Source organism: Planctomycetota bacterium (genome assembly GCA_016872555.1).
GTDB lineage: Bacteria > Planctomycetota > Planctomycetia > Pirellulales > UBA1268 > F1-20-MAGs016.
In genome coordinates this window covers 64,209-86,957 of the sequence record VGZO01000001.1, presented here as the reverse complement: position 1 = coordinate 86,957, position 22,749 = coordinate 64,209, and the positions used below count along the sequence as shown (strand labels likewise).

Below are 22,749 nucleotides of genomic sequence, written 5' to 3'. Positions count from 1 at the left end.
CGACCGGCCGCGATGGACCACGCCCTCCCCGACACGTTGCCGGTGCCCTGGCCGGATGGCGGCGCGCATCCGCCAGCCGCCACGGTGGCGGCTCTCGAACGCGCCGCCACCGTGCTCCGGGGCGGCGGGCTGGTGGCGGTGCCGACCGAGACGGTCTACGGGCTGGCCGCGCTGGCCCTCGACGAGGCGGCCGTCGCGAGGATCTTCACCGCCAAGGGACGGCCCGCCTCCAATCCGCTCATCGTCCACGTCGCCGACACCGCCATGGCGCGCTCGCTGGCGGCGGCCTGGCCCGACGCCGCCGAACGGCTCGCCGCGGCGCTGTGGCCCGGGCCGGTGACGGTCGTCGTGCCGCGTGCCGCGGCGGTTCCCGATCTGGTCACCGCCGGCGGCGCCACGGTGGCGCTCCGCTGCCCGGCGCACCCGGTCATCCGCCGGCTCATCGCCATGGTCGGCGCGCCGCTCGCGGCACCGAGTGCCAACCGGTCGCTGCGCCTCTCGCCGACCACGGCCGGACACGTCTTCGAGAGCCTCGGCGCCCGCGTCGACCTGATCCTCGACGGTGGGCCGTGCCGCGCCGGGATCGAGTCGACGGTCGTCGACTGCACGACGGCCGAGCCGGTCGTCCTCCGCCCCGGCCCGGTGGCGGCGGCCACGCTCGCCACCCTCCTCGGCCATCCCGTCGCCGCCGCCGGCGACCGTGCCGGCGTGCCGCGGTCCCCCGGCCAGCTCCGCCGCCACTACGCACCGCGGACGCCGCTCGAGGTCGCCGCCGACGCCCCGCGCGTCGTCCGCCGGGCGATCCGCGCGGGGAAGCGGGTCGGGTGGCTGTGCCTCACGCCCGACGCGCCGGCGACGCGGGCGGTCGCCGGATCGACGGAGGCCGTCGTCGTGCCGATGCCCGCCGTGCCCGAGGACTACGGTGCCCGGCTCTACGCCCTCCTCCACGCCCTCGACCGCCGGTCGCTCGACCTGATCGTCGCCGACGCGCCCCCGGCCGAGCCGGCGTGGGACGCGATCCGCGACCGGCTCACGCGTGCCAGTTCCCCGGACGAGACAGGCGACGCTGACGGCACCGCCCCGTGACGGGATCGCGCCGGCGCCGAAGCAACGCTCAGGCGGCCACGGTGAGGATCGCCCGCAGCGCCGAGGCGATGTCGGGGTATTGGAAGCGGAATCCGGTCTCCAGCGCGACGCGCGGGATCACGCGCTGCGAGTCGAACAGCACCTGGGCGAACTCGCCGAACAGCAGTCGCAGGCCGAAGTAGGGAGCCGGCAGGAACGCGGGGCGGTGGAGTTGCCTGGCCAGCGCCTTGGTGAAGTCGGCGTTGCGGACCGGTTCCGGGGCGACGCCGTTGACCGGGCCCGAGATGCCGGCCTGATCGGCGGCATGAACGTAGAGGCGCGCCAGGTCGGCGACGTGGATCCAGGGCATCCACTGGCGGCCGTTGCCGAGAGGGCCCCCCACCCCGAGCCGGAACGGCAGCAGCATCTTGGCCAACGCCCCGCCGCCACTGCCGAGGACGATGCCGGTCCGCAGCAGCGCCACGCGGACGCCGCCCGACGCCGCCGCGAGCGCTTCGCGTTCCCACTCCACGCACACCCCGGCGAGGAAATCGCTGGCCACGGGGCTCGTCTCGATCAGTTCCTCGTCGCCGCGGTTGCCGTAGATGCCGACCGCGGACGACGAGACGAGCGTCGCCGGTCGCGACGGCGCCTGGAGCATCCCGAGGACGAGATTCCGCGTCCCGATCACGCGGCTGTCGCGGATCTTCGCCTTCTGCGCGGCGGTCCACCGTCCGTCGGCGACCGACTCGCCGGCGAGGTGGAAGACGGTATCGATTCCCGAGAAGGCCTCCGCAGGAGGGGGACCGGCGAGCGGATCCCACTTGAAGATCGGGCCGACCGAGGGGCCGAGCCGTTGGCGGGCCCGCTCCGGCGATCGCGAAAGGACCGTCGGTGCGTCGAGCAGCCGCAGCAAACGCGGCCCGACGAAACCCGTGGCACCGGTGACGAGGGCCCGCATCGCGACATCTCCGACGGCCCCGTCCGCTCCGCGCTGCCGACGACGAAACCCGTGTCGGCGCCGGGACCGATGAGGAAGTATAAACGGGTTCCTCCGCCTGCCACCTCCGCCGCGCCGCCGCGCCCTGCGACGACCAACCGGTCGAGCGGCGTGGACCCCGCCCAGCTGCCCGAGTGACCCGTGTTCGCCCGCCGCCCGCGGATCGCCGCCGCGCTCCGCCCGTTGCTGCCCCCCCGCGCCGGACTCCGCCGCGACTTGTGGGTGTCGGCGGCGGACGCCGCCGCGTTCAGCGTGATGGTCGGCTGCGGCGAGACCTACATCCCGGCGTTCGCGCTGGAGTTGGGGCTCGGCCCGGTGGCGGCGGGCATGACGGCCACCGTCCCGGTGCTCGCCGGAGCCTGCCTCCAATCGGTCACGCCATGGGGCGTCCGCCATGTCGGCACGAACCGTGGCTGGGTGGTCGGCTGCACGCTCCTCCAAGCGGCGAGTTTTTTGCCCCTGATCGTCTGGGCGCTGACCGGCCACGCCGCCCTGTGGCAGGTGCTCGTCGCGGCGAGCCTCTACTGGTCGGCGGGGATGGCGGGGGCTCCGGCCTGGAACGCCTGGATGGGCACGATGGTGCCGGAGCGGATGCGGACTCCCTATTTCGCCCAGCGCCACCGGCTCGGGCAGTTCGCCGCCTTCGCCGGGTTCGTCGCCGGAGGGCTCGTGCTGCAATGGGGGGAGTCGCGCGGCGACGCGCGCGGGGCGTTCGCCGTGCTGTTCGCGATCGCCGCGGCGTTCCGCCTCGTTTCCACCGGCTGCCTGCTGGCGTGTCGCGAACTGAAGCGCCCCGCCCAGATCATCCGCGAGGCGCCGCCGAGCGCCACTCCGCCTCTCGCCGAGCGGCTCCGCCGGCTGACGGGGTCGGGGCCGGCGGCTCTGGTCGTCTTTCTCTGGCTGTTCGCCTTCGCCTGCCAGATCTCGGCGCCCTATTTCACCCCGTTCATGCGCCGTGAATTGGGGTTCTCCTACCTCGACTTCATGACCGTCGGCGCGACCGCCTTCCTCGCCAAGGCGTTCGCGCTGCCGGCCCTCGGCCGGCTTGGGTCGCGGATCGGGTCGACGAGGCTGCTGTGGGCCAGTGCCCTGGCGGTCACCCCCCTGGTGCTGTTGTGGGTTCCGGCCGAAACGGTGCCGTACCTGGTCGCGGTCCAGGTCCTTGCGGGGTGCTGCTGGGCCGGCTACGAGCTCGCCGTCGCGCTGCTGTTCTTCGATGCCGTCGCACCGGCTGACCGGACGAGCGTCGTCACCGTCTACAACGTCGGCCATGCCGTCGCCACCGTATCGGGCGCGACCGCCGGGGCGGCGCTGCTCGAGTGGCTCGGCGAAGGGAAGTCCGCGTACGTCACGTTGTTCGTGACGTCGGCGATTCTCCGCGCTGCGGTGATCCCGCTGATGGCGCGGATCAACCGCGGCGGGAGGACGGTCGGGGCCGCGGCGGCTCCGGGGCCGGGAGCGACCGCGGCCGCAGTCCCACCGCCGGTCGCCACCGCCGTCTCGCACGAAGCCGACGACGGCGCCACCGGCTCCGCACCCGGCCCGGGCGAAGGCGAACGCCCGGTGCGGGAGACCGGCTTGCCGCGGCCGCTCGCTCAGCCGCTGATCGGGAAGCGCAGCTCGTGGAGCAAGCTGTCGAGGAACGTCCGCGCCCTGCCGTAGTCGTTGGCCGAGTAGTCGTTGACGTGGGCCTTGAGCGCGTCGATGAAGTTCGACACGGTCTGGCGGATCTTGCGGTGGTCCTCGAAATCGATGCTCCCCTGCGTCGACGCGCGGTGGGCGAAGAGCGAGTCGAGTTGCGACCGGTTTTCGGCGAAGCGGCCGTCGCGCAGCACGAGCGGATATTCGATGTGCCCGGTGAGGGGATCGAGTTGGGTCGAGTCGAGCCGCGGCGGCGTCGCCATCTTGGCGATCCGGATCGCCTGTTCCTGGGTGACCCGCGGCCCCTCCTCCTCGGCACGCTTCTCGCGGTTGGTCCGCCGCATGTCGAAGTAGGTCTCGGTCCACTTGGCGCGGTTGTCGATCTCCATCGACTTCGCCTGCTCCCAATTCTTCGCCGCCTCGGAATTGGAGAGGTTGGCCTGCCCTTCGGAATTGATCACGGCGGAGTAGCCGTAGTCGGCGGCCTGACCGGCGGTCACGGCCATGCCTGAGCCGTAGCCCCATCCGCCCCACTGGGCCGCTGCGGGGAGCGCGGCCGTCAGCGCCGCCAGCGCCGCCAGCGTCCGCCCGCCCACGAGTGGCAGGGGGTTGCGGGAGAAAACGGACCGCGGGGAGGTGACGGTGGCAGGTCGGATCGGCATGGTTTCACCACGGGCGGAAAGGAAAGGGATCGCGAACGGGACCGGTGTGACTTGAAGCTCGATTGACGGACGGCGGGCGCGTGATCGGCGATGCCGCCGCCCACCGGCGGACCACGGGCGGGGCGTTGCCGTCGGGCACTCCGCGACCGCTCCGGAGCAGCCACCCGAAAGCATAGTTCGCGGGACGGGCCCGGTCGATGCGGGCGCTCGCGGGGGAGACGCCCGACGGCGTCGGCGCCGGTGCCCTCGGCATTTCCGTCACACCTCTCACGACCCCGTCATCCCGTCGGACATCACACGTGGGTGGGGAGGCAACGGATCTGCCGGTCGGAGCGACTCTGGCCCCGGGGCGACCCGTGACCGGGGGGCGAAACTTCCGTGTGACCGATGAGACTGAACGTATAATCTGCGGTGGAACTGCCGGCGACGTCGAATCGCGCGACCCTCCGAGAAGCGGTCGCGGCGACCTTCCGGTCAGCCTTCGGAGTGACTTGCATGTCCCGTGCCGCCGCCCGCTTCAGCCATCCGTCGCCCGCCGCCGCCGATCCCTGCCACCGGGCATGGCTCGAGTCCGCCCTGCATGCCGCCCGCACGGGCGCCGCCACCGCCTGCGTGGTGCTGGCGATTGCCGGCTGCAGCAAGCCGGCGGCTCCTCCCGCCCCGCCGCGACCGGCGCCTGCTCCCGCCCCGACGGCCGCCGCCGAGCAGGCCACGCCCAGGCCGGCCGCCCCCCAGCCGCCGACCACGCCCCGACAGGCGGCCGCTCCCGCACCGGCACCAGCGCCGGCGCCGGCCAACGACGTCGATGCCGACGTCGCCGCGATCAAGGATGCCGGGAAGGCCGCGGTGACGGCTCTCCTCGGCTCGCTGTCGGCGGCCACCGACGAGGATGGTCGTGTGGCGGCGATCGACGACATCGCGAAGCTCGGCGCCGCGGCGGCGCCGGCGCTCGACAAGCTGCTCGAAGCGGCCACGCATGCGTCGGAGCGGATCCGCTGGCATGCCGTCCGGGCGATCGGGCGGATCGGCCACGATGCCGCGCCGGCGATCCCGGCGCTGATCGACGCGCTCGGCGACGCCGACCCGATCGTCGTCACCCAGGCCGCCGCAGCGCTCGGTGAGATCCGCGCCGACGACCCGCGCCACGCTGCCGATCTGCCCGCCGCCGAGGCGGACCGGTTCGCGAAGGCCCTCGATGCCCTCGTCAAGGCCAGCAGCCATGGCGACGCCCGCGCCCGTCGCGCGGCGCTCAAGGGCCTGAAAGCCTTCAACGCCGGTCCCGAGACGCTCGGGCCGCTGTTCGTCCGCTTGCTGTCCGACTCCGATCCGTCGGTGATCCTGCCGGCGCTGCGGAGCCTCGCCGACATCGGTGAACCGGCGGTCCCGCTGCTCCGCAAGGCGCTGCAGGATCCCAAGGCGCGCTACTGGGCGAGCATCGCGCTGATGGAGATGGGGCCCGAGGCGGCTCCTGCCACCGACGACCTGATCGCCCTCCTCGGCACCGGCGAGATCGATGAGCGGATGCAGGCCGGGCTGGCGCTGGCCGCGATCGGCGAGCCGGCGGCCGCCGCGACCGACGAATTGGCCGCGCTCCTCGAGACGCCCGACGGGGCCCTGCGGTTCACCGGGGCCTATGCGCTGGGGCGCGTCCGCGGCGCGGGCGCCGATGCGGCCCTCGAAAAGGCCGCCGCCGACCCCGACGCCTTCCTCGCGACGATCGCGGCCTGGGCGCGGGCACGGATCCATCCCGACGACGTGGCCCTCGTCGACGCGGCCGTCACCCGGCTCGGCGAGGGATTGAAGAGCGACCGCCCCAACGTTCGGGCCGCGTCGCTGCGCGGCCTGGCCGACCTCCGTGGGGCGATCGCCGACGAGCGCGAAGCGGCGGTGGCCCAGGACATGGTCCGACTCCTCGCCGATCCGAAGCCCGACGTGTCGATGGCGGCCGCCGAGGCGCTGGTGCAGATGGGGCCGACGGCCGTCGCCACGCTCGAAGAGGCCCTCGGCGACCCGAGCCTGCGGATGACGGCCGTCCAGCTGCTGGCGGCGCTCGGCAAGCTCTCGCATCCGGCGGTCGACTCGCTCACCAAGGCCCTCGAAGAAACCGACACGCTCGTCCAGGGGGAGGCGGCGCTGGCGCTGGCGAGCGTCGGTTCGGAAGCCGCCGAGGCGATCCCCGGGCTGGTGCGGATCCTGACCGCCCCGGCCGCTCCCGACACGGCCGAACCATCGGCGACCGATGCCGTCGGCACCGTTGCCGGGAACCGGCTCGCGGCGGCCTACGCCCTGGGCAAGATCGGTCCCGCGGCGACCGCGGCCGTCGCCCCGCTCGTGGCGCTGGCCGACAAGGGGGACGACCCGATGCTCGCCACGATGGCCTCCTGGGCGCTGCTCAAGATCGAGCCGGGGAACGCGAAGCATTTCGAGCAGGCTGTCCCGCGGCTCCGCAAGGCGCTGCGGTCGGACCGCGAGCTGGCGCGGGTCGAGGCTGCCCGGGCGCTCGGTGAGATCGGGGCGTCTGCCAAGAGCGCGATCCCGATGCTGGAGCTGATGTCCGACGGCGATCCGTCGGAAGCGGTGCGGGCGGCTGCCGCCGCGGCCCTGCGGGCCCTCAAGAACGGCGCCGAGGCACGGTAGCCTGGCGGTTCCGTTCCCGACAGCGCGGCCGGCGCTGCGGGTCGGGAAAGCTGGGGGGCCGGGAGCGGCGCGGAGGCGGGCAGCTGAACCGCCGCCGATAGGCAGCCGATTGGACGGGTGAGGTCCCGGCGGACGGTTTCCGCGGGGCAGACTCCCGTCGAATCGGCCCCGCGATGCTTCCACGCTGGCTCGACCACCTCTGGCTGACCCGCTTCTCGCTGCCGGCGGGTGAGCGGATCCTCTGCCGTCACGTCCTCGCGCGCCGGCCGGCCCGGATCCTCGAGCTCGGCCTCGGGAACCTGCGCCGTGCGGAACGGCTGCTCCATCTCGCCGCCGACAGCGCCCGGGGCACTCCCGTCACCTACGTTGGCATCGACCGGTTCGAAAGCCGGCAGCCGGCCGAGGGCCCGGGTGTGTCGCTCAAGGAGGCCCACCGGCGCCTCCATGGGCTGGGCAGCGTAAGGCTCGTGCCCGGCAACGTCGACAGCACGCTATCGCGATTGTGCAACCATATCGGCGCGTTCGACCTGGTGGTCGTCGCTGCCGACACGCCCCCCCGCGAGCTCGAGCGCGCGTGGCTGTTCGTCCAGCGGCTCGTCGGCACCGACACGACGGTGTTCGTCGAGTCGCGCGGCGGCACGTGGGTGCCGCTGTCGCGGTCGCAACTCGCCGACCTGGCCAGCGCCTCGGTCCAGCGCCGCGCCGGCTGACGCCGCCCCCGGGCCGGCAGCGGCCGCGACCGTGGCACGCCCACGACGGCGGCAGTACATTGCGAGCCGGTCCTTCGGGCAGCCGTCTCCCGGCGCCCGATCCCCTCGGCTCGTCCACCCATGCCCGCCCCGCGCACGCTGCTCGACAAGATCTGGGACGACCACGTCGTCTGCGCCCCGCCCGGTGAACTCGCGCTGGTGTACGTCGACCGCCACCTCGTCCACGAGGTGACCAGCCCGCAGGCCTTCGAAGGGCTGCGGCTGGCCGGCCGGCGCGTCCGCCGCCCGGAGGCGACGTTCGCCACACCCGACCACAACGTCCCGACCACCGACCGGCGGCTGCCGATCGCCGACCTGATCTCGCGGCAGCAGATCGACACGCTGCGGAGCAACTGCCGCGAGTTCGGGATCCGTCTGTTCGACCTCGACGACGCCGACCAGGGGATCGTCCACGTCATCGGCCCCGAGCTCGGGATCACGCAGCCCGGGATGACGATCGTCTGCGGCGACAGCCACACTGCGACCCACGGGGCCCTGGGGGCCCTGGCCTTCGGCATCGGCACGAGCGAGGTCGAGCACGTCCTCGCCACGCAGACGCTCCGCCAAGCGAAACCGCGGTCACTCGAAATCCGCGTCGACGGTCGGCTCGCCCCCGGCGTGACCGCCAAGGACCTCGTCCTGTACATCATCGGCCGGCTGTCGACCGAGGGGGGAACGGGCTTCGTGATCGAATACACCGGATCGTGCATCCGCAGCCTCTCGATGGAGGAGCGGATGACGGTCTGCAACATGTCGATCGAAGCCGGGGCCCGGGCCGGGATGATCGCCCCCGACGCCGTGACCTTCGACTACCTCCGCGGCCGCGACTTCGCGCCGCGCGACTTCGATGCCGCGGTGTCCCGCTGGGAGCGGCTGCCGAGCGATCCCGGCGCCGTCTACGACCGCAGCGAACGCTTCGACGCCGCCGCGATCGTGCCGCAGGTCACCTGGGGCACGAACCCCGCCGAGGTCGTCGGGATCGACGGCTGCGTCCCCGACCCGGCGTCGTTCGCCGATCCCGGACAGCGCGACGGGGCGACCCGATCGCTGGCCTACATGGGTCTCGCCGGGGGCACGCCGATCGTCGGCATCCCGATCGACCGGGTGTTCATCGGCTCCTGCACCAACAGCCGGATCGAGGACCTTCGCGAGGCGGCGCGCACCGTCCGCGGCCACCGCGTCGCCAGTAGCGTCCACGCGATGGTCGTGCCGGGGAGCGGGCGCGTGAAGCGGCAGGCCGAGGCCGAGGGGCTCGACCGCGTGTTCCGCGACGCCGGTTTCGAATGGCGCGAGGCGGGGTGCAGCATGTGCCTGGGGATGAATCCCGACACGCTCGCGCCGGGTGAGCGCTGCGCCTCGACGAGTAACCGCAATTTCGAGGGGCGGCAGGGGAAGGGGGGGCGGACGCACCTCGTCTCGCCGGCGATGGCGGCCGCCGCGGCGGTCGCCGGCACGTTCGTCGACGTCCGCACCTGGCCGACCGACGCCTGAACCGAGAGGAGCCACTCAGGGGAGCGACATGGAGCCGTTCACGGTCCACACCGGGGTCGTCGCCGCGCTCGACCGGGCGAACGTCGACACCGACCAGATCATCCCGAAGCAGTTCCTCAAGCGGATCGAGCGCACGGGGTTCGGCAGGTTCCTGTTCTTCGACTGGCGCTTCCGTCCCGACGGCAGCCCCGATCCGGCCTTCGAGCTCAACCGCCCCGAGGCCGCCGGGGCGACGATCCTCCTGGCGCGGCGCAACTTCGGCTGCGGCTCGAGCCGCGAGCACGCCCCGTGGGCGCTGGCCGACTACGGTTTTCGTGCGGTGATCGCCCCGAGCTTCGCCGACATCTTCCATTCCAACTGCTTCCAGATCGGCATGCTCCCGATCGCCCTCGCCGATGCCGACGTCGAGGAGCTGTTTCGCCGCGCGGCGGTCGCGGCCCGCGACGGCCGTCAGCTCCGAGCCGTCATCGACCTCGCCGCCGGCACCGTGGCCGTCGACGCGCCGGGCGACGCTCCCTTCCAGCGCTCGTTCACGGTCGACCCGTTCCGCCGCGACTGCCTGCTCCGTGGCCTCGACTCGATCGCCCTGTCGCTGGCACACGGCGCGGAGATCGACGCCTGGGAGCGGGCCCACGGGATCGCCCCCGGCGCCGGGGCGTCGTCCCCATGAACGCCCGCCGGGGATTTTTCCGTGCGGGCCTGGCGGCAGTGGCCGGGGGGCTCGTCGGCCGGTCGTGGGGCGCCGACGTGCAGCCGGCCACGGTCACGCCGCTCGACGGCTTCGACACCGCCGGGCCGGTGACCGTGACCCGGACGGGACAGACGCTGTCGTTCCTCGATCCGTCCCGCCGCCGGATGGTCGCCGCCGATCCGGCCGAACCGACGAAACGCTGGACCGCCCTCGGCGCCGACGGGGGCGCCGCGGACGTCCCCGGGACGGTGGCCGCGATCGCCAGCCTCGACTCGAGCACGATGCTCGTGCTCTGGAACGACGGCGGGGAATGGGCGCTGCGTGCCCACCGCGTCCGCCCCCCGGGGACCGACGGAGCCGAGGCCACGCTCCAGACGGTGGCGCTGGGCCGTGCCGACGGCGACAGCGCCGGCCGGCACGTCGATCTGGTGATCAGCCCGTCGCGCACGCTGTTCGCCGTGGTCGGCCTGCCCGCGCCGCTACCGCCGATCCTCCGCGGACGGATCACCGGCGTCCGCCTCGACGCTCCGTCGGAGCGCCGCTGCCCCGCGCTCGACGGCCGGGAGGTGGCGGCGCTGACGTTCGGCCCCGGCGACGAATGGGTCGTGTTCACGATCGCACCCGGGGCGGACGCCGCGGCGCGGCTGGAGTGGTACGCGTCCTCGGGGGGCGGGGCGCTGATGGCCCTCGACACGGGCCTCCCCGGCGTGAGAGACGTCGCCTGGGACACGGAGACCGGGCGTTTGTTCGCGCTGGCCGGAGTCGAGGGGTCGGCAACACATCCGCCGGGATTGTGGCGTCTCGACGCCGAGTTGACCGGGGTCCGACAGACCTGCCGCCCGGTGTGCGTCGCCCGTGTCGGAGCGGCACACGGGCTGGTGTGCCTGCCCCGGCAGGTTGTGATCGTCAGCCACACCGACGGCAGCGGCGGGCTGGTGAGGATCACCGTTCCGGACCGGCCGGCCGATGCCGCCGCCGCGCCGCAGGAGGGCCGATGACCGCGTCACGCCGCCAACGGATCGAGGCCCTGCTCCGCGACGACCCGGGCGACACGTTCCTCCGCTACGGCCTGGCGCTGGAGATGGCGCAGGAAGGGGAGATCGACGCGGCGACGGCGATCTTCGCCGACCTGGCCACGGCCTCCCCGGCCTACGTGCCGGCGTTCCACATGGCCGGCCGCCACCTCGCGGCCAGTGGCCGGATCGCCGAAGCGCGGCGCTTCCTCCGCGACGGCATCGAAGAGGCACGGCGCCAGGGGCAGGACCACGCCGCCGGGGAGATGGCCGAGCTCCTGATGGAACTGGGCGCTCACGGTGCCGACGACTGACAGCCCGCGCCGCGCTCCGGGCCGCCGGTGATCGTGAAGCCGAGATCGGCGATCAGCGCCTCGTCCGCGGCCGGGGGCTGCCCCTTCGTCGTCAGGTAATCGCCGACGAAGATCGAATTGGCGGCGTACAGCGCCAGCGGCTGCAGGCTGCGGAGCTGGATCTCCCTGCCACCGGCAACGCGGATCTCGGAGGCGGGATTGACCAGCCGCATCATCGCCAGCCCGCGGAGGCAATCACGCGGCGTGAGCCGGGCGCTGCCCCCCAGCGGCGTGCCGTCGATCGCGGTGAGGAAATTGAGCGGGATCGACTCGACGCCGAGGGCGCGGAGTTCGAAGGCCATGTCGACGAGGTCGTCGGGGTCCTCGCCCATCCCCATGATCCCGCCGCTGCACAGCTCGAGGCCGGCGTCACGGCAGGCGGCGAGGGTGGCGACACGGTCGGCGTGGGTGTGGGTGCTGCAGACCGACGGATAGTAGCGGGCGCTGGTGTTGAGGTTGTGATTGACCTTGTCGACTCCGGCGTCGGCCAGACGCCGCGCTTGGCCGGGGGTGAGCAACCCGAGGCAGGCGCAGACGTTGAGCTCGTGGCGCGCCTTGATCTGCGGGACGATCGCGCAGACCGCGTCGATCTCACGTTCCGACGGTCCGCGCGCCGAGATCACGATGCAAAACGTCTTCGCCTGCCGCTCGGCCGCGAGCCGTGCGGCGTCGAGGATCGTGTCGGGGGCGAGCAGGTTGTATCGCGGGATGTCGGCCGTCGAGATCTTCGACTGCGAGCAGTAGCCGCAGTCCTCGGGACACAGCCCGCTCTTGGCGTTCATCAGGAAGAACAGCTGGACGGTGTCGCCGAAATGGCGGCGGCGGATTCGGTAGCTCGCCGCGAGGACCTCGAGGAGCTCGGCGTCGGCCGAAGTGACCACGGCGCGGGCCTCCTCCCGGCTGATCCCGTCCCCGGCGAGCACGCGCTCGGCGAGGCCCATCCACCCTCCAGAGGGGATCGACGGCGAATCCGCCGGCAACGGCGGGTTCAGCGGAACGGTCCCGGGAGGGGCGACGGGAACGGTGCTCATCCAGATTCCTCCTCGAGACGAACGGCACGGACGCCGGTCGGGTGCTCCGCGGCGGCGGCCCGGAACGGCCGTGGCCGGTGAATGTAGGCGAGGGGGGCGGCGCCGGAACAGTCCCCGTAGTTTCCCCGGCATCGCCGGCGGAGGTGCCGACGGGGGCGGAGATTCCGGTGATCCGGGCAGGCCCGGCGTTACCCGCAAAAGCTTTGACTTCGGATCGACCGATACACCCAGGGAACGACCTGCCCCATCCGAGGACGTGCCAGCCATGCTCCGCCACCGTCTTCCCGCGACCCTCCTGCCTGCGGCACTGTCCGCGGCGACGTTCGCGATGGCGCCCGCGGCAGCCGCGGAGAGGCCCCAGCAGAAGGCCCACTCCGTCGTCGCCCAATCCACCGAAGCGACCGCCGCCACGGGGCGCAAGCCGTTGGCGAAGCGGATCGCCGCCGCCAACCAGCCGATCCGGACCTCCGGTCCCGAATGGCCGATCCCCGGCACGGAGCCGGCAGCCGCGGTCGTCGCCCCGCTCGGCGACACGCTCGGCACGGCGACGGCCGAAACCACCACGGCGCTGCCCGTGGCACCGCCGGCGCTGCCCACCGATCCCGCGCTGGTCGTCGACGTGCCGCATCCGCCGGAGTCGATCGACCCGGCGATCGCCCTCCCCGGGCAGCTCGACGAAGCCCTCGTCGTCGTCATCGCACCGGCCGCGGAAGAGAATGCGTTCGAGCCCACGGCTGCGGTGCCCGTGATCGCCGCCGCCGATCCGCTCGCGGGCGCCGACGACGTGCCACCGGCAGACGCGATCCCCGAGCCGGCGGTCGCCGCAACGCCACGCCGGGTGGTCCCGGTTCCCCGTGTCAACGCAGCGCTCGTCGCCCCTCCGGAAACCCCGTCGTCGACTCCGATCCTCGACCGGTTCCGCGACACGCTCGCCCGCTGGCCGCGTCCGTTCGGCCTGCTCTCGGGGAGCGACTCCGTCGCCCACACCCATCAACCATCCGCACCGGCCCGCACCCGCCAGGCCCAGGTGCAGCCACCGCGGCCGCGGAGCGCGTCGCGCCGTCCGACGACCGCGCCGATCACGGTCGCCGATGGCCCGGCCGTCGAGCCCGCCGAGGCCGTCACCCCGGTGATCGCCGAGACCGTCGTCGCCGACTCGTCGACCACGGGGGACCAGACCGTGCAGTGGGTGGCGGCCGAAATTGGTGCCGAGTCTGCGGTGGCCGACTCCGCCGAGATCGCAGCGCCCGTCGTGGCCGAGTCCACCCCGACCGCGACGATCGACCCCGACGCCGGCGATCGCACCACGGCGGCCGGAGCCGAGGTGCTCGCGCTCGTCGCCGGCGACCCGGCACTCCCGACCGAATCGCCGACCGAATCGTCCACCGACGAGCAGGGTGCCGACGAGCCCTTCGCCGGTGCTCGGGCGACCGATGCCCTGGTGGCAGGGCCGATCGACAGCGACGCGCCGGTGGAGACCATCGACCCGGCCGCCGCCCCCGATTCCATCGCCATCGCTGACGATGCCGCCGCCAGCGATCCGGCCCCCGGCGACGAGGCCACGGCGACCGATGCCGTCGCGGCGACCGATGCCGGCACGCCGGCCGCCATCGCTCCTGCACCGGTCCCGCGCACGCACCTCGCCGAGCACTCCGCGGCCCGGCACCCGCCCGCACCGCAGCGCGAACTGCTCATCGACCGGCTGCGTGGCGCGTTCAACCGCCTGCCGCGGCCGCTCGGCCTGATCCCGCGCACGGCGCCCCAGGCGGGTGCCGTCGCCGCTCGGCCGGCGCCGAGCCGGCAGGCCCGCCCCCAGCACCTCGCGGGGCGGACGCCGGACATCCGGGGATCGGCCGGCACCGGTGCCCCCCTCCCGACGACCTCGGCAATCGCCCGCACCGTCGACCCGGCCAGCGCCTCGGTACCACTGGCGGATGACGGCGCCGCGCCGGCCACCTCCGGCACGGCGGCAGCCGCAGCCGTCACCACCGCCGGAGGCATGGCGATCGCGATCGAAGAGCCCCGCCGCGACGAGGCCGCGGCCGCCGAGGCGGCCACCGACAGCGTCGCGCTGGAATTGACCGGCCTGCCGGAAACGATCGGGGTCGACGCGCCGTTCGAGTTCACGATCGCGATCCACAACGCCAGTGACAGGACGATCCGCGGCGTGGTCGCCAGGGTGTTCTTCGCCGAGGGGATCGAGCCGGTGGTCGCGGAAGGACTCGCGGCACGCCTCGCCCCGGGTGTGATCGCGTTCGACGCGATCGCCAGCATCGAGGCCGGTGAAACGGCCACCGCGACGATCCGGGCCGTCGGGGTCGTCGCCACCGCAGTCGACTACCGGATCGACCTGTCGTGTGCCGAACTCGAAGCACCGCTCTGCACCGACGGCACCGTGACGGTGACCGCCCCGGAATCGCCGTGAGCGCGGCCGTCAGGCGAGACCGAGCGGAAACGGCGACAGCAGCTCGAGGCCATCGGCGGTGACGAGGTAGTCGTTCTCCAGCCGGATCCCGCAGTGGAGCCCCTCGCCGTACAGGGCCGGCTCGACGGCGATCACCTCCCCCTCGGCGAGCGTGTCGTCCCACGCCGGGTTGAGGTGCGGCGCTTCGTGGACGAACAGGCCGATGCCGTGCCCGAGGTGGCTCGACCAGCTCCCGACCGGAGCGGCCGCCAGCCATTCCTGGACCGTGGCGTAGATGTCGCGGCAGCGGACGCCGGGGCGGGCCATCCGCTCGACGATCCCGAACGCGCCGCAGACGTGCTCCCAGGCGGCGAGCTGCCGGTCGGTCGGACGGCCGTCGACGGCGAGCGTCCGCGCGTTGTCGGCGAAATACCCGCGGAACGCAGGGCCGAGATCGAGGATGAACAGATCACCGGCCCGGCAGTCGAGCGGCCGTGGCGCTCCGCCGCGGAGGCCGCTGGCGTAGTCGTTGCCGGTGCCGGTGAGCATCTCGCCGCAGGAGCGCACCGCAGCGGCCTGGAGCGCCGAAAAGACATCCAGCTCGCAGACACCCGGGCGGACGATCTCGCGGGCGACGCGGTACATCTCCCCGGTGGCGGCGATCGCCTGGCGCAGCAGGGCCAACTCGTCGGGGTCCTTCCTCCGCCGTGCCTCGACGAGGTGCGGCTCGATGTCGACGAGCTCCGCCGAACCGAGCATCCGACCGACATGGGGCGGGCAGGCGGACCATTCGACGCCGACGCGGCGGAGCGGCCCGCGCGCCGCCAGCCAGCCGGCAGCCGCAGCGGCGCTGGCCTGCCGCTGGTCCATCCGCAGCGTCGAGCGCCACTTCGCCTCGTAGGTGACGATCTCGTCGGCGGCCGCCAGCGGGGCCGGGCGGTCGGGGCAGACGAGCAGGGCGTTCCCGGCGGCGTCGAGGCCGACCAGCGGGGCGAACCGCCAGTCCCAGCGCGGCCCGGTGAGGTACTGGACGTGCTCGGGCAGGACGACGAGCACGGCGTCGAGGTCGAGCGGCGCGAGGCGCTCGAGCAACCGCCGTTGCCGCTGCCGGCAGGCAGCCGGGTCGAGCCAGGGCTTGCCATCCATCGGGCGAGACTCCGCCGGGCGGCAGCGACCGTCCCCCGGCTCCGTCCCCCGGTGCCGGCGCGGTCGGCCGGAGGGGGCGGTGAGAGTGTAGCCGGCCGGCAGGCCACGCGGTGGCGCGGCGGTGGCTCCCGCCCGGCCGCGGCTCAGCCGCCGGCGCCGTAAACCAGCGCCCGCGTGGGCAGCGCCCGCTGACGGCGCCGGAGGCGCGGCGGCAGGGCCATCAGCGATTCCGCCACCGCCTCGAGGTCGTCGTCATCGGGAGCGACGACGCTCTCCAGACCGGGCTCGGCCACCAGGGCCATCCAGGCACGGCTGACGTCGTCGGCGCCCTCGGCGGAGGCGAGCTCCGGCTCGAGCACGACCGCGATCGACCGGATCGGCAGGCAACGGACCGCGGCCGGCGCGTCGCCGACGGTGAGCGTGCCGGTGATGAACGGCGATGCAGGGCGCGCGGGTCGGGCGGGGGACAGCACGGGCATCGTGGGACTCCTGCTTCCGACGGTTCGGGGCCACGCGGCAGTCGCTCCGCGTCGGCCCCTGAACTTCATGCACGTTCGATGCCGGATGAAGATTCGCCGCCGGAATGCCGAAGGCGTCGCGAAACGGTGCGTGCTCCCCGCGCCGTCAGCCCAGCTTCACGGGCGACGGCGGGGGCAGGGAAGGGAGTGACGGCTGCGGAGACCGTGGGGCGTCGAGCGGTTTGCAAGAATTGCAATGCCGTCGTCGCCGGGGCACGGGGGCCTGGCCGTCAAAACGGGATGCCGTCGGCACCGAAGTCCGGGTCGAGATCCGCTTCGTCGCGACGGTCGCCCCGGGGGGCGTCGACGCTGGAGGTCTCGCGGACCTCGCGGAGGGCGTCGCGGAGCTGCGCGGCCCGCTCGTAGTCCTCGGCGCGGACGGCGTCGGTGAGCTGCTCGTCGAGCGTCCGGCCGACGTCGTAGCGCTCGCGGACGCTCTCACGCATCTGTTCGAGGCGACGGACCAGCTCGTCCTCCGAATAACGGTCGGCGGCGTCGTAGCGGGCGAACAGGTCGCGGAACCGGTCGAGCCCGGCGTTGATCTCGCTGATCGCGATCGCCGGCCGCTTCTCCTCGAGGGCCGCCAGCGCCCCGGCCTGGACCCGGTGGAAGAGCACGAACGGCCGGTACTGCTCGTGCGACAGCGTCCATTCGTCGTCGGGGGAATGCTGCCGGACGAAGTCCATGAAGGCGAGGCTGTGGTCGGCATCCCGGGCGGCGCGGCGGTATTCGCGGAGCGACAGCCAGCAGATCCGGCGGTGGTAGTACTGGACGAACTCGCGGTCCGCCTCCGCGCACTGCTCGCGGCTGAGGCGGAACGTGTCACCGGCGCGGATCGCCTCGCCGACGAGGTAGTCGTAGTACGTCTCGGCGCCGTGCGGAAACATCCCGTCGGGGCGGCGCTCGGTCTCCATCTGCAGCAGGCCCATGTCGACCCGCATCTGCAAGACTTCCCGGCCGGCACGCGTCTTTACGAGGCGGGCGCTGACCTCGCCGGGATTGAAAGCCCAGCCCTTGAGAACGCTGTCGATGTCGCGGGGGGAGGGCATTGGCGTCTCGTCGTCGAGGGACCCCGGCGCGGGCGGCGGCACGGGGTGCGAATCCTTCACGACTGAGTATAGCAACGCCCTGGGCCCCTCGGCGGCGGGCGGCGTCATCCGTCGGCGCCACGCCGCAGCGACTTTTTCCGGGCGGTCCGCCGCTTGTCGTCGAGACGGTCGGCGACCGCCGACCGCGGCACGCGCGTCGGACGGCGGCGGCGCGGCACGACCAGCGCCGCGGCCACCAGCGCGGACAGTTTGGCGACGCAGTCGGCGACGTTCCGCGCCCGCTCGCGGTGGACCTGGCTGGTGATCAACACCGCCCCGTCGGCCGCCAGGCGCCCCGCGGCCCGCGCCGCGAGCCGCTGCCGGGCCGCGGCGTCGAGGCCGGGGCACCGTTCCGGCGCGAAGCGGAGCACGGCCTTGGTGGCGGTCTTGTTGACGTGCTGGCCGCCGGGGCCGCTGGAGCGCACGAATTGCCAGTCGAGCGCCGCGGCGGGGATCACCACGCGGCCACCGGCAACGGGGATCTCCTTGGGAAGTGCCATCGGCTGTACCTTATCCGTCCGTGGACAAAGCCGTCCATGGCCTGTGTCCACTCGGGCGACCGCGGGAAACGCCGCGGGTTTCCCGGACCGGCGGCAGCCGCGGTGGAGAACGGCCGAGGAGACCACACCGATGTCCGGACGACGCTCCCGCGATCGCACGCGTTCCCCCGTCCAACCGCGCCGCGCCCTGCTCGCTGCCATGGGGGGCGCCGGGCTGGCGGGAATGCTCCGGGCCGACGGTGCGGTTCCGGCCGATCTCTCCCCCCGCACCGGCGAGGACTGGCCCGTGTTCCTCGGGCTTTCGGGCAACGGGCGGAGCAGTTTTGCCCCACTGCCGACGCCGTGGCCCGCCGCCGGGCCGAAGGTAGCGTGGCACGTCGAGCTCGGGGAGGGCTACGGCCCACCGGCGGTCGCCCGGGGGCGCGTGGTGATCTTCGACCGCGTCGGCCCCGAGACCCGACTCCGCGCGCTCGACGCCGAAACGGGGCGCGTCCTCTGGCAGCAGCTCGCCCCGTCCGCCTACGTCGACATGTTCGGATACGACGGCGGGCCGCGGACGGCACCGGTGATCGCCGACGACGCGGTGGTGAGCTACGACCCCGAAGGTCGGCTCGTGTGCCGCGCCCTCGACGACGGCGCCCCGCGCTGGGAGGTCGACACGACGGCGCGGTACCACGTGATCCGCAACTTTTTCGGCGTCGGCGCCGCGCCGCTGCCGCTCCTCGAGGGCGCCGAGCGCCTCGTCGTCGTGCCGGTCGGCGGCAGCCCACCGGGATCGCGCCCCGTGGCCCCGGACCGTCTCGACACGGTGCGCCCGCTCGACAGCGGCCTGGTGGCGTTCGACCTCGCGACCGGGGCGGAGCGGTGGCGGGCCGGCGCCGAACTGGCCAGCTACAGCTCGCCCCTGGCGACGACGATCGCCGGCCGACCGCGGATCGTCGCCTGGATGCGCGACCGCCTGCTGCTCGTCGATCCCGCGGCGGGCACCGTGCTGGCCAGTCACCCGTTCCGCGCCGACGAGCTGTTCAGTGTCAACGCCGCCAACCCGGTCGTCGTCGGCAGCGAGATCCTCCTGTCCGAGACCTACGGCCCGGGGAGCGTGCTCCTCGACGCGGCGGGCGACGGGCTCGCGGTGGTCCGCGAGGATCCACCCGCCAGCCGCCCCGCCCGGGCGCTGCGGGCCCACTGGGCGACACCGGTGGTCCACGACGGGCACGTCTACGGGTCGAGCGGCCGCAATGCCGGCGACGCCCAGTTCGTCTGCGCCGACTGGCGGACGGGGCGGATCGCGTGGGCCGAGCCGGGGCTCGGCCGGGCCAGCGCGGCGCTCGTCGACGGCCACCTCGTCGTCCTCGGCGAGTACGGCGACCTGCTCCTCGTGCGCGCGACGCCCGAGCGCTTCGCGGAGGTCTCACGAACCCGGCTGCTCGACAAGGGGCGCGAGCTGCTCGTCCCTCCCTGCTGGGCGGCACCGGTGATCGCGCGCGGGCTGCTCCTGGTGCGCGGCCGCGGCCGGCTGGTGTGCGTCGATTTGGCGGGGTGAGTCGGGCACCGCAGCCGTCCGTCGAAGCGCCTCCGCGGCGCGGCTGTCAAGAGGTCGAAGGACCGCGCCGACCAGCGCCGTCGCGCGGTCTCCCGACGAGCGCCGCGGCCGCGTTTCGGCGGGTCGTGAAGTTCTCTGGACAGCCCTCGCGGGGGCGTCCCATACTTCGCCCAGTCCGGTGCCGAGGGGTTCGGAAGGGCGCGACGGCGCGACGTCCCGACCGGTTCGTGGAGTGGGTGACGGTTCCATGCTGCACGCCTCGATCAGTGAGATCACGACGCTCCGCTGGGAGCTGTGCCGCGAGATCGAGCATCTCGTCCGGCACGGGTTCGATTGCATCGGACTGTGGCGGACCAAGGTCTCCGATCTCGGCACCGACGAGGTCCGCTCGTTGCTGCGGCGGTCCGGGATCCGGGTGTCGAGCCTGCAGTCGGCCGGAGGGTTCACCGGCGGCGACGGCCGGTCGTTCCGCGAGAGCCTCGCCGACGCCCGGGAGGCGATCGCCGAGGCCGCCTTCCTCGGATGCCCCACCCTGGTGATCCACACTGGCTGCCGGGGGGGCCACACGGTAGGCCATGCCCGGCGCCTGGTGCGCGAAGCCCTCCACGCCCTCGCCCCGCTGGCGGGAGCGAAGGGGGTGACGTTGGCCCTCAAGCCGTTCCATCCCGCCGTCGCCCCCGGGTGCGGGCTCCTCGGCGGGTGGGCGGAAACCGCGGCGCTCGTCGAGGAATGCGATCACCCGGCCGTCGGCCTGGCACTCGACTGCTGGCAATTCGCGGCCGACCCGGCGTTTCGGGCCGCGCTACCGCATCTCGCCGCGGCCCTGGCCGTGGTTCAGGTCGCCGATGGCACCGGCACGCCGTGCGCGGCCGGGGAACGCCTGCCCCCCGGCCTGGGAGCACTGCCACTGGCGGACGTCGTCGGCGCCCTGGTCGCCGCGGGCTACGAGGGCGATCTCGAGTTCGACCCCGTCGGTGAAACCGTCGAATGCCTCGGCTACGACGGCGTCCTCGGCCGCGTCCGGCGCGTCGCCGACGCCTGGTCGCTCGAGGCCGCCGGGCAGCGGGTCGTGGCGCGGCCGGCGCGGATCCGTGCACCGCGCCCCACCGCCGCCGCGGTCAACTGACGGCCGGCGCCGCGGGCGGAGTCCAGGCCCGCGCCCTCTGCCGGTCAGCGGCCGGCCCGTTTCGCAGCCGGCATCCTCAGGTCCCAAGCCTCGACCCAGTCGGTCTCCACCGGTTCGAGGCCGAAATCGGTACGCAGTCGGCGGTCGAAGTCTTCCATGTGGGCCGCGCCGTAGAAGATCGCGATCCGCCGCCGACCTGCCTTGATCTGCTCGCCGAGGACCTCGAGCGCCGCGGCATTGCGGTCGGTGATCAGGGTCGACCCGTCCTCGCCGCCGAAGGCACTGGTGAGGACGTCCATGTCGGTGAACTGCTCGGCCATCATCCGCCGCAGGCGGACCGCCCGGGCGGCATCCGACGAAAACAGCATCCCGAACAGTTCGCCGACGCCGACGTCGCCGCCTCCCCGGCCGGCATCGCGCTCGGCCCGTTTCATCCCCTCGCGCATCATCTTGCCGAACATCGACCACCACGATTCGCCGCGCCGCTCCATGGCGGCGTCGAATTCCTTCGGCGACAGGTCGGCATGGAGGAAATTGGCGGCCGTGTAGTCGACTTTTTCGAGCTGGAATTCGAGCCCCAGCACTCCGGTGAGGCCGTGCTGGGCCGAGCCGATCATCCCCGAAGGCTTCCGCCCCTTCTGCGGGATCCGGGCGTTGTCGGGGGCGACGAGCTCGTAGAGAACCGCGTCGTAATCGCGGAACAGCCGGTCGAGGAGGGCGTAGTAGGAGCCGTTGCCGACGTGCACGGCGCCGACGAGATCGACCTCGAGCGGCGCACGACCGGCCGCGGGGTGCCGCTCGCGGTAATGGACGACCGACGTGTCCAGCGACACCGGGTCGCCGCGCTCGTCGCGGAGGAGGCGGATGAAACCGACTTCGTCCGCCGCCGCACGGGCGCCGTGGGGTTTCTCGGCCACCGCCGCCGGCTCGTCACCGCGCGTCACCTGGCCGCGCTGGGCGAAGGCCGCCAGGCCCGCTCCCCCGGCGACGGCCAGCAGCACGACCACTGCCTTCTTCCCCACCTTGCCGCATCCGCCACACATGCCTCGTCTCCCGCGGGTTCCACGGTCCCATCCAGCGACGACCCTGCATTCGATGAGCCGGGAGGGGCCCGGCCCACCATGCAGGATACCCCGGTCGGCCCATGCTGCCAGCCTTGCGACCGGCACGGTCGGCAGGGTCAGCCGCGCCGGCAGGGTCAACCAACTTTCGTCAACTCGGTCGACCCGCACGACCGATACCTCGGGAGGAATCCGCAGACGCGGAAGACCCGCTCCTGCTCCCCAGGACATACTGCGATGGCCACACACTTGCGGCTCTCACGCGTATCGCGACTGCTCTGCCTCCTCGGGGCCGCCTGGACGGCGACCGCGACGGCGCGGGCCGGTGACTGGCTGCCGCTCCTGCCGGATCAGAACTTTTACGACTTCCAGTTGTTCGCGCCCCCCGATCTCCAGGAATACGAGATCTGGCCGGAGGCCGACGAGGGGCTGTTCTTCAGCTACGACCGGCTCTACTGGGGCATCACCGTGCCCCGCGTGGTGCCGGTCGGCAACACGCAGTTCTTCCCGGTCGAGCCGCTCAACCCGCTGGTCGCCCAGCAGCTCAACAACGCCCCGGGGAGCGTCTCGGGCGTGATCATCTACGGCACCGACCAGCTCAACCTGTCGCTCGACACCAGCTGGATGCGGACCAAGATGAGCTGGGGCAACCGCTTCGAGGGCGGTTGGATCTACAACGACCAGGGCGTGCTGATCTCGTACTTCGACAGCGGCCCGCAGTCGCAGAGCTTCACGACCGTCAACGAGTTCGCGGTCAACACCCCGGAGCAGGAGTTCGAGCAGGACTCGCCGCAGAACGGCGGCGGCGGCGTGGGCAACGTCAACGTCAGCCAGACGGTGTCGACGATCACGACCACCAGCCCGCCCCCGGACCACCTCATCAGCCAGCGCTTCACACAGACCAACTCGACGCGGATCCAGAGCGGCGGTGTCGCGGCGCTGATCCAGCGGCAGGTCCGCCATGCCGGCACCAACTCGGCGTGGAAGTTCGGCCTCGGACCGCGCTTCGTCCAGGTCGCCGACCGGTATG

19 protein-coding genes are annotated in these 22,749 nt (G+C 73.2%); 11 read left to right on the top strand and 8 right to left on the bottom strand.

Annotated features, from left to right (window positions below):
• Window positions 1-12: 12 nt before the first annotated feature.
• Window positions 13-1,086 (top strand): threonylcarbamoyl-AMP synthase, encoded by a 1,074-nt coding sequence (locus FJ309_00410; GenBank protein ID MBM3953078.1) that lies wholly within the window; start codon window positions 13-15, stop codon window positions 1,084-1,086.
• A 28-nt stretch (window positions 1,087-1,114) separates the two neighbouring features.
• Here FJ309_00410 and FJ309_00405 read toward each other — a convergent pair whose 3' ends face one another.
• The gene (locus tag FJ309_00405) at window positions 1,115-2,026 is read right to left on the bottom strand and encodes a TIGR01777 family protein (GenBank protein MBM3953077.1); all 912 of its coding nucleotides are present in this window, start codon (window positions 2,024-2,026) and stop codon (window positions 1,115-1,117) included.
• 180 nt (window positions 2,027-2,206) lie between these two features.
• Here FJ309_00405 and FJ309_00400 point away from each other — a divergent pair, with 180 nt between their 5' ends.
• Window positions 2,207-3,727, top strand: a complete 1,521-nt coding sequence (locus FJ309_00400) for an MFS transporter (GenBank protein ID MBM3953076.1) — start codon at window positions 2,207-2,209, stop codon at window positions 3,725-3,727.
• Here FJ309_00400 and FJ309_00395 read toward each other — a convergent pair.
• Complete coding sequence (locus FJ309_00395; GenBank protein ID MBM3953075.1) at window positions 3,661-4,368, bottom strand: hypothetical protein; 708 nt, start codon at window positions 4,366-4,368, stop codon at window positions 3,661-3,663. The two genes, FJ309_00400 and FJ309_00395, sit on opposite strands and share 67 nt — an antisense overlap.
• 495 nt (window positions 4,369-4,863) lie before the next feature.
• Between FJ309_00395 and FJ309_00390 the strand changes: the two genes are divergently transcribed.
• The 6 genes from FJ309_00390 (at window position 4,864) to FJ309_00365 (ending at window position 11,263) form a co-directional block, all read left to right on the top strand.
• Window positions 4,864-7,005 (top strand): hypothetical protein, encoded by a 2,142-nt coding sequence (locus FJ309_00390; protein ID MBM3953074.1) that lies wholly within the window; start codon window positions 4,864-4,866, stop codon window positions 7,003-7,005.
• 173 nt (window positions 7,006-7,178) lie between these two features.
• Window positions 7,179-7,715, top strand: coding sequence for a hypothetical protein (locus FJ309_00385; GenBank protein ID MBM3953073.1), 537 nt, complete (start codon window positions 7,179-7,181; stop codon window positions 7,713-7,715).
• A 120-nt stretch (window positions 7,716-7,835) separates the two neighbouring features.
• Window positions 7,836-9,245 carry a 3-isopropylmalate dehydratase large subunit gene (gene leuC, locus FJ309_00380; protein ID MBM3953072.1) on the top strand — a complete coding sequence of 470 codons (1,410 nt, stop codon included), beginning with the start codon at window positions 7,836-7,838 and terminating at the stop codon, window positions 9,243-9,245.
• A gap of 28 nt (window positions 9,246-9,273) precedes the next feature.
• Window positions 9,274-9,915, top strand: coding sequence for a 3-isopropylmalate dehydratase small subunit (leuD, locus tag FJ309_00375; GenBank protein ID MBM3953071.1), 642 nt, complete (start codon window positions 9,274-9,276; stop codon window positions 9,913-9,915).
• A complete protein-coding gene (locus FJ309_00370; GenBank protein MBM3953070.1) occupies window positions 9,912-10,934 on the top strand; it encodes a hypothetical protein in 1,023 nt (340 codons plus the stop codon). The genes leuD and FJ309_00370 overlap by 4 nt, the downstream gene beginning before the upstream one ends.
• Entirely contained in the window at window positions 10,931-11,263 is a 333-nt protein-coding gene (locus tag FJ309_00365) for a hypothetical protein (GenBank protein MBM3953069.1), read from the top strand. Before FJ309_00370 ends, FJ309_00365 begins: the two co-directional genes overlap by 4 nt.
• Here FJ309_00365 and bioB read toward each other — a convergent pair.
• The gene (gene bioB / locus FJ309_00360) at window positions 11,245-12,333 is read right to left on the bottom strand and encodes a biotin synthase BioB (GenBank protein ID MBM3953068.1); all 1,089 of its coding nucleotides are present in this window, start codon (window positions 12,331-12,333) and stop codon (window positions 11,245-11,247) included. The two genes, FJ309_00365 and bioB, sit on opposite strands and share 19 nt — an antisense overlap.
• Window positions 12,334-12,598: 265 nt before the next feature.
• Here bioB and FJ309_00355 point away from each other — a divergent pair, with 265 nt between their 5' ends.
• Window positions 12,599-14,758: a hypothetical protein gene (locus FJ309_00355; protein MBM3953067.1), complete on the top strand. Its 2,160-nt coding sequence runs from the start codon at window positions 12,599-12,601 to the stop codon at window positions 14,756-14,758.
• 9 nt (window positions 14,759-14,767) lie between these two features.
• Here FJ309_00355 and FJ309_00350 read toward each other — a convergent pair whose 3' ends face one another.
• The 4 genes from FJ309_00350 to FJ309_00335 all read right to left on the bottom strand — a co-directional run bounded on the left by FJ309_00350 (window position 14,768) and on the right by FJ309_00335 (window position 17,989).
• The gene (locus FJ309_00350; protein ID MBM3953066.1) at window positions 14,768-15,883 is read right to left on the bottom strand and encodes an aminopeptidase P family protein; all 1,116 of its coding nucleotides are present in this window, start codon (window positions 15,881-15,883) and stop codon (window positions 14,768-14,770) included.
• Window positions 15,884-16,026: 143 nt separating this feature from the next.
• A complete protein-coding gene (locus FJ309_00345; protein MBM3953065.1) occupies window positions 16,027-16,362 on the bottom strand; it encodes a hypothetical protein in 336 nt (111 codons plus the stop codon).
• A gap of 269 nt (window positions 16,363-16,631) precedes the next feature.
• Window positions 16,632-17,450: a DNA helicase UvrBC gene (locus FJ309_00340; protein MBM3953064.1), complete on the bottom strand. Its 819-nt coding sequence runs from the start codon at window positions 17,448-17,450 to the stop codon at window positions 16,632-16,634.
• A 104-nt stretch (window positions 17,451-17,554) separates the two neighbouring features.
• Complete coding sequence (locus FJ309_00335) at window positions 17,555-17,989, bottom strand: aminoacyl-tRNA hydrolase (protein MBM3953063.1); 435 nt, start codon at window positions 17,987-17,989, stop codon at window positions 17,555-17,557.
• A 130-nt stretch (window positions 17,990-18,119) separates the two neighbouring features.
• Here FJ309_00335 and FJ309_00330 point away from each other — a divergent pair, with 130 nt between their 5' ends.
• Together FJ309_00330 and FJ309_00325 are read left to right on the top strand one after the other, a co-directional pair.
• Window positions 18,120-19,532, top strand: coding sequence for a hypothetical protein (locus tag FJ309_00330; protein MBM3953062.1), 1,413 nt, complete (start codon window positions 18,120-18,122; stop codon window positions 19,530-19,532).
• Window positions 19,533-19,779: 247 nt separating this feature from the next.
• The gene (locus FJ309_00325) at window positions 19,780-20,658 is read left to right on the top strand and encodes a sugar phosphate isomerase/epimerase (protein ID MBM3953061.1); all 879 of its coding nucleotides are present in this window, start codon (window positions 19,780-19,782) and stop codon (window positions 20,656-20,658) included.
• Window positions 20,659-20,702: 44 nt separating this feature from the next.
• Here the strand turns inward: FJ309_00325 and FJ309_00320 are convergent, their stop codons facing one another.
• A complete protein-coding gene (locus tag FJ309_00320) occupies window positions 20,703-21,701 on the bottom strand; it encodes a hypothetical protein (protein MBM3953060.1) in 999 nt (332 codons plus the stop codon).
• Window positions 21,702-22,749 lie beyond the last annotated feature (1,048 nt).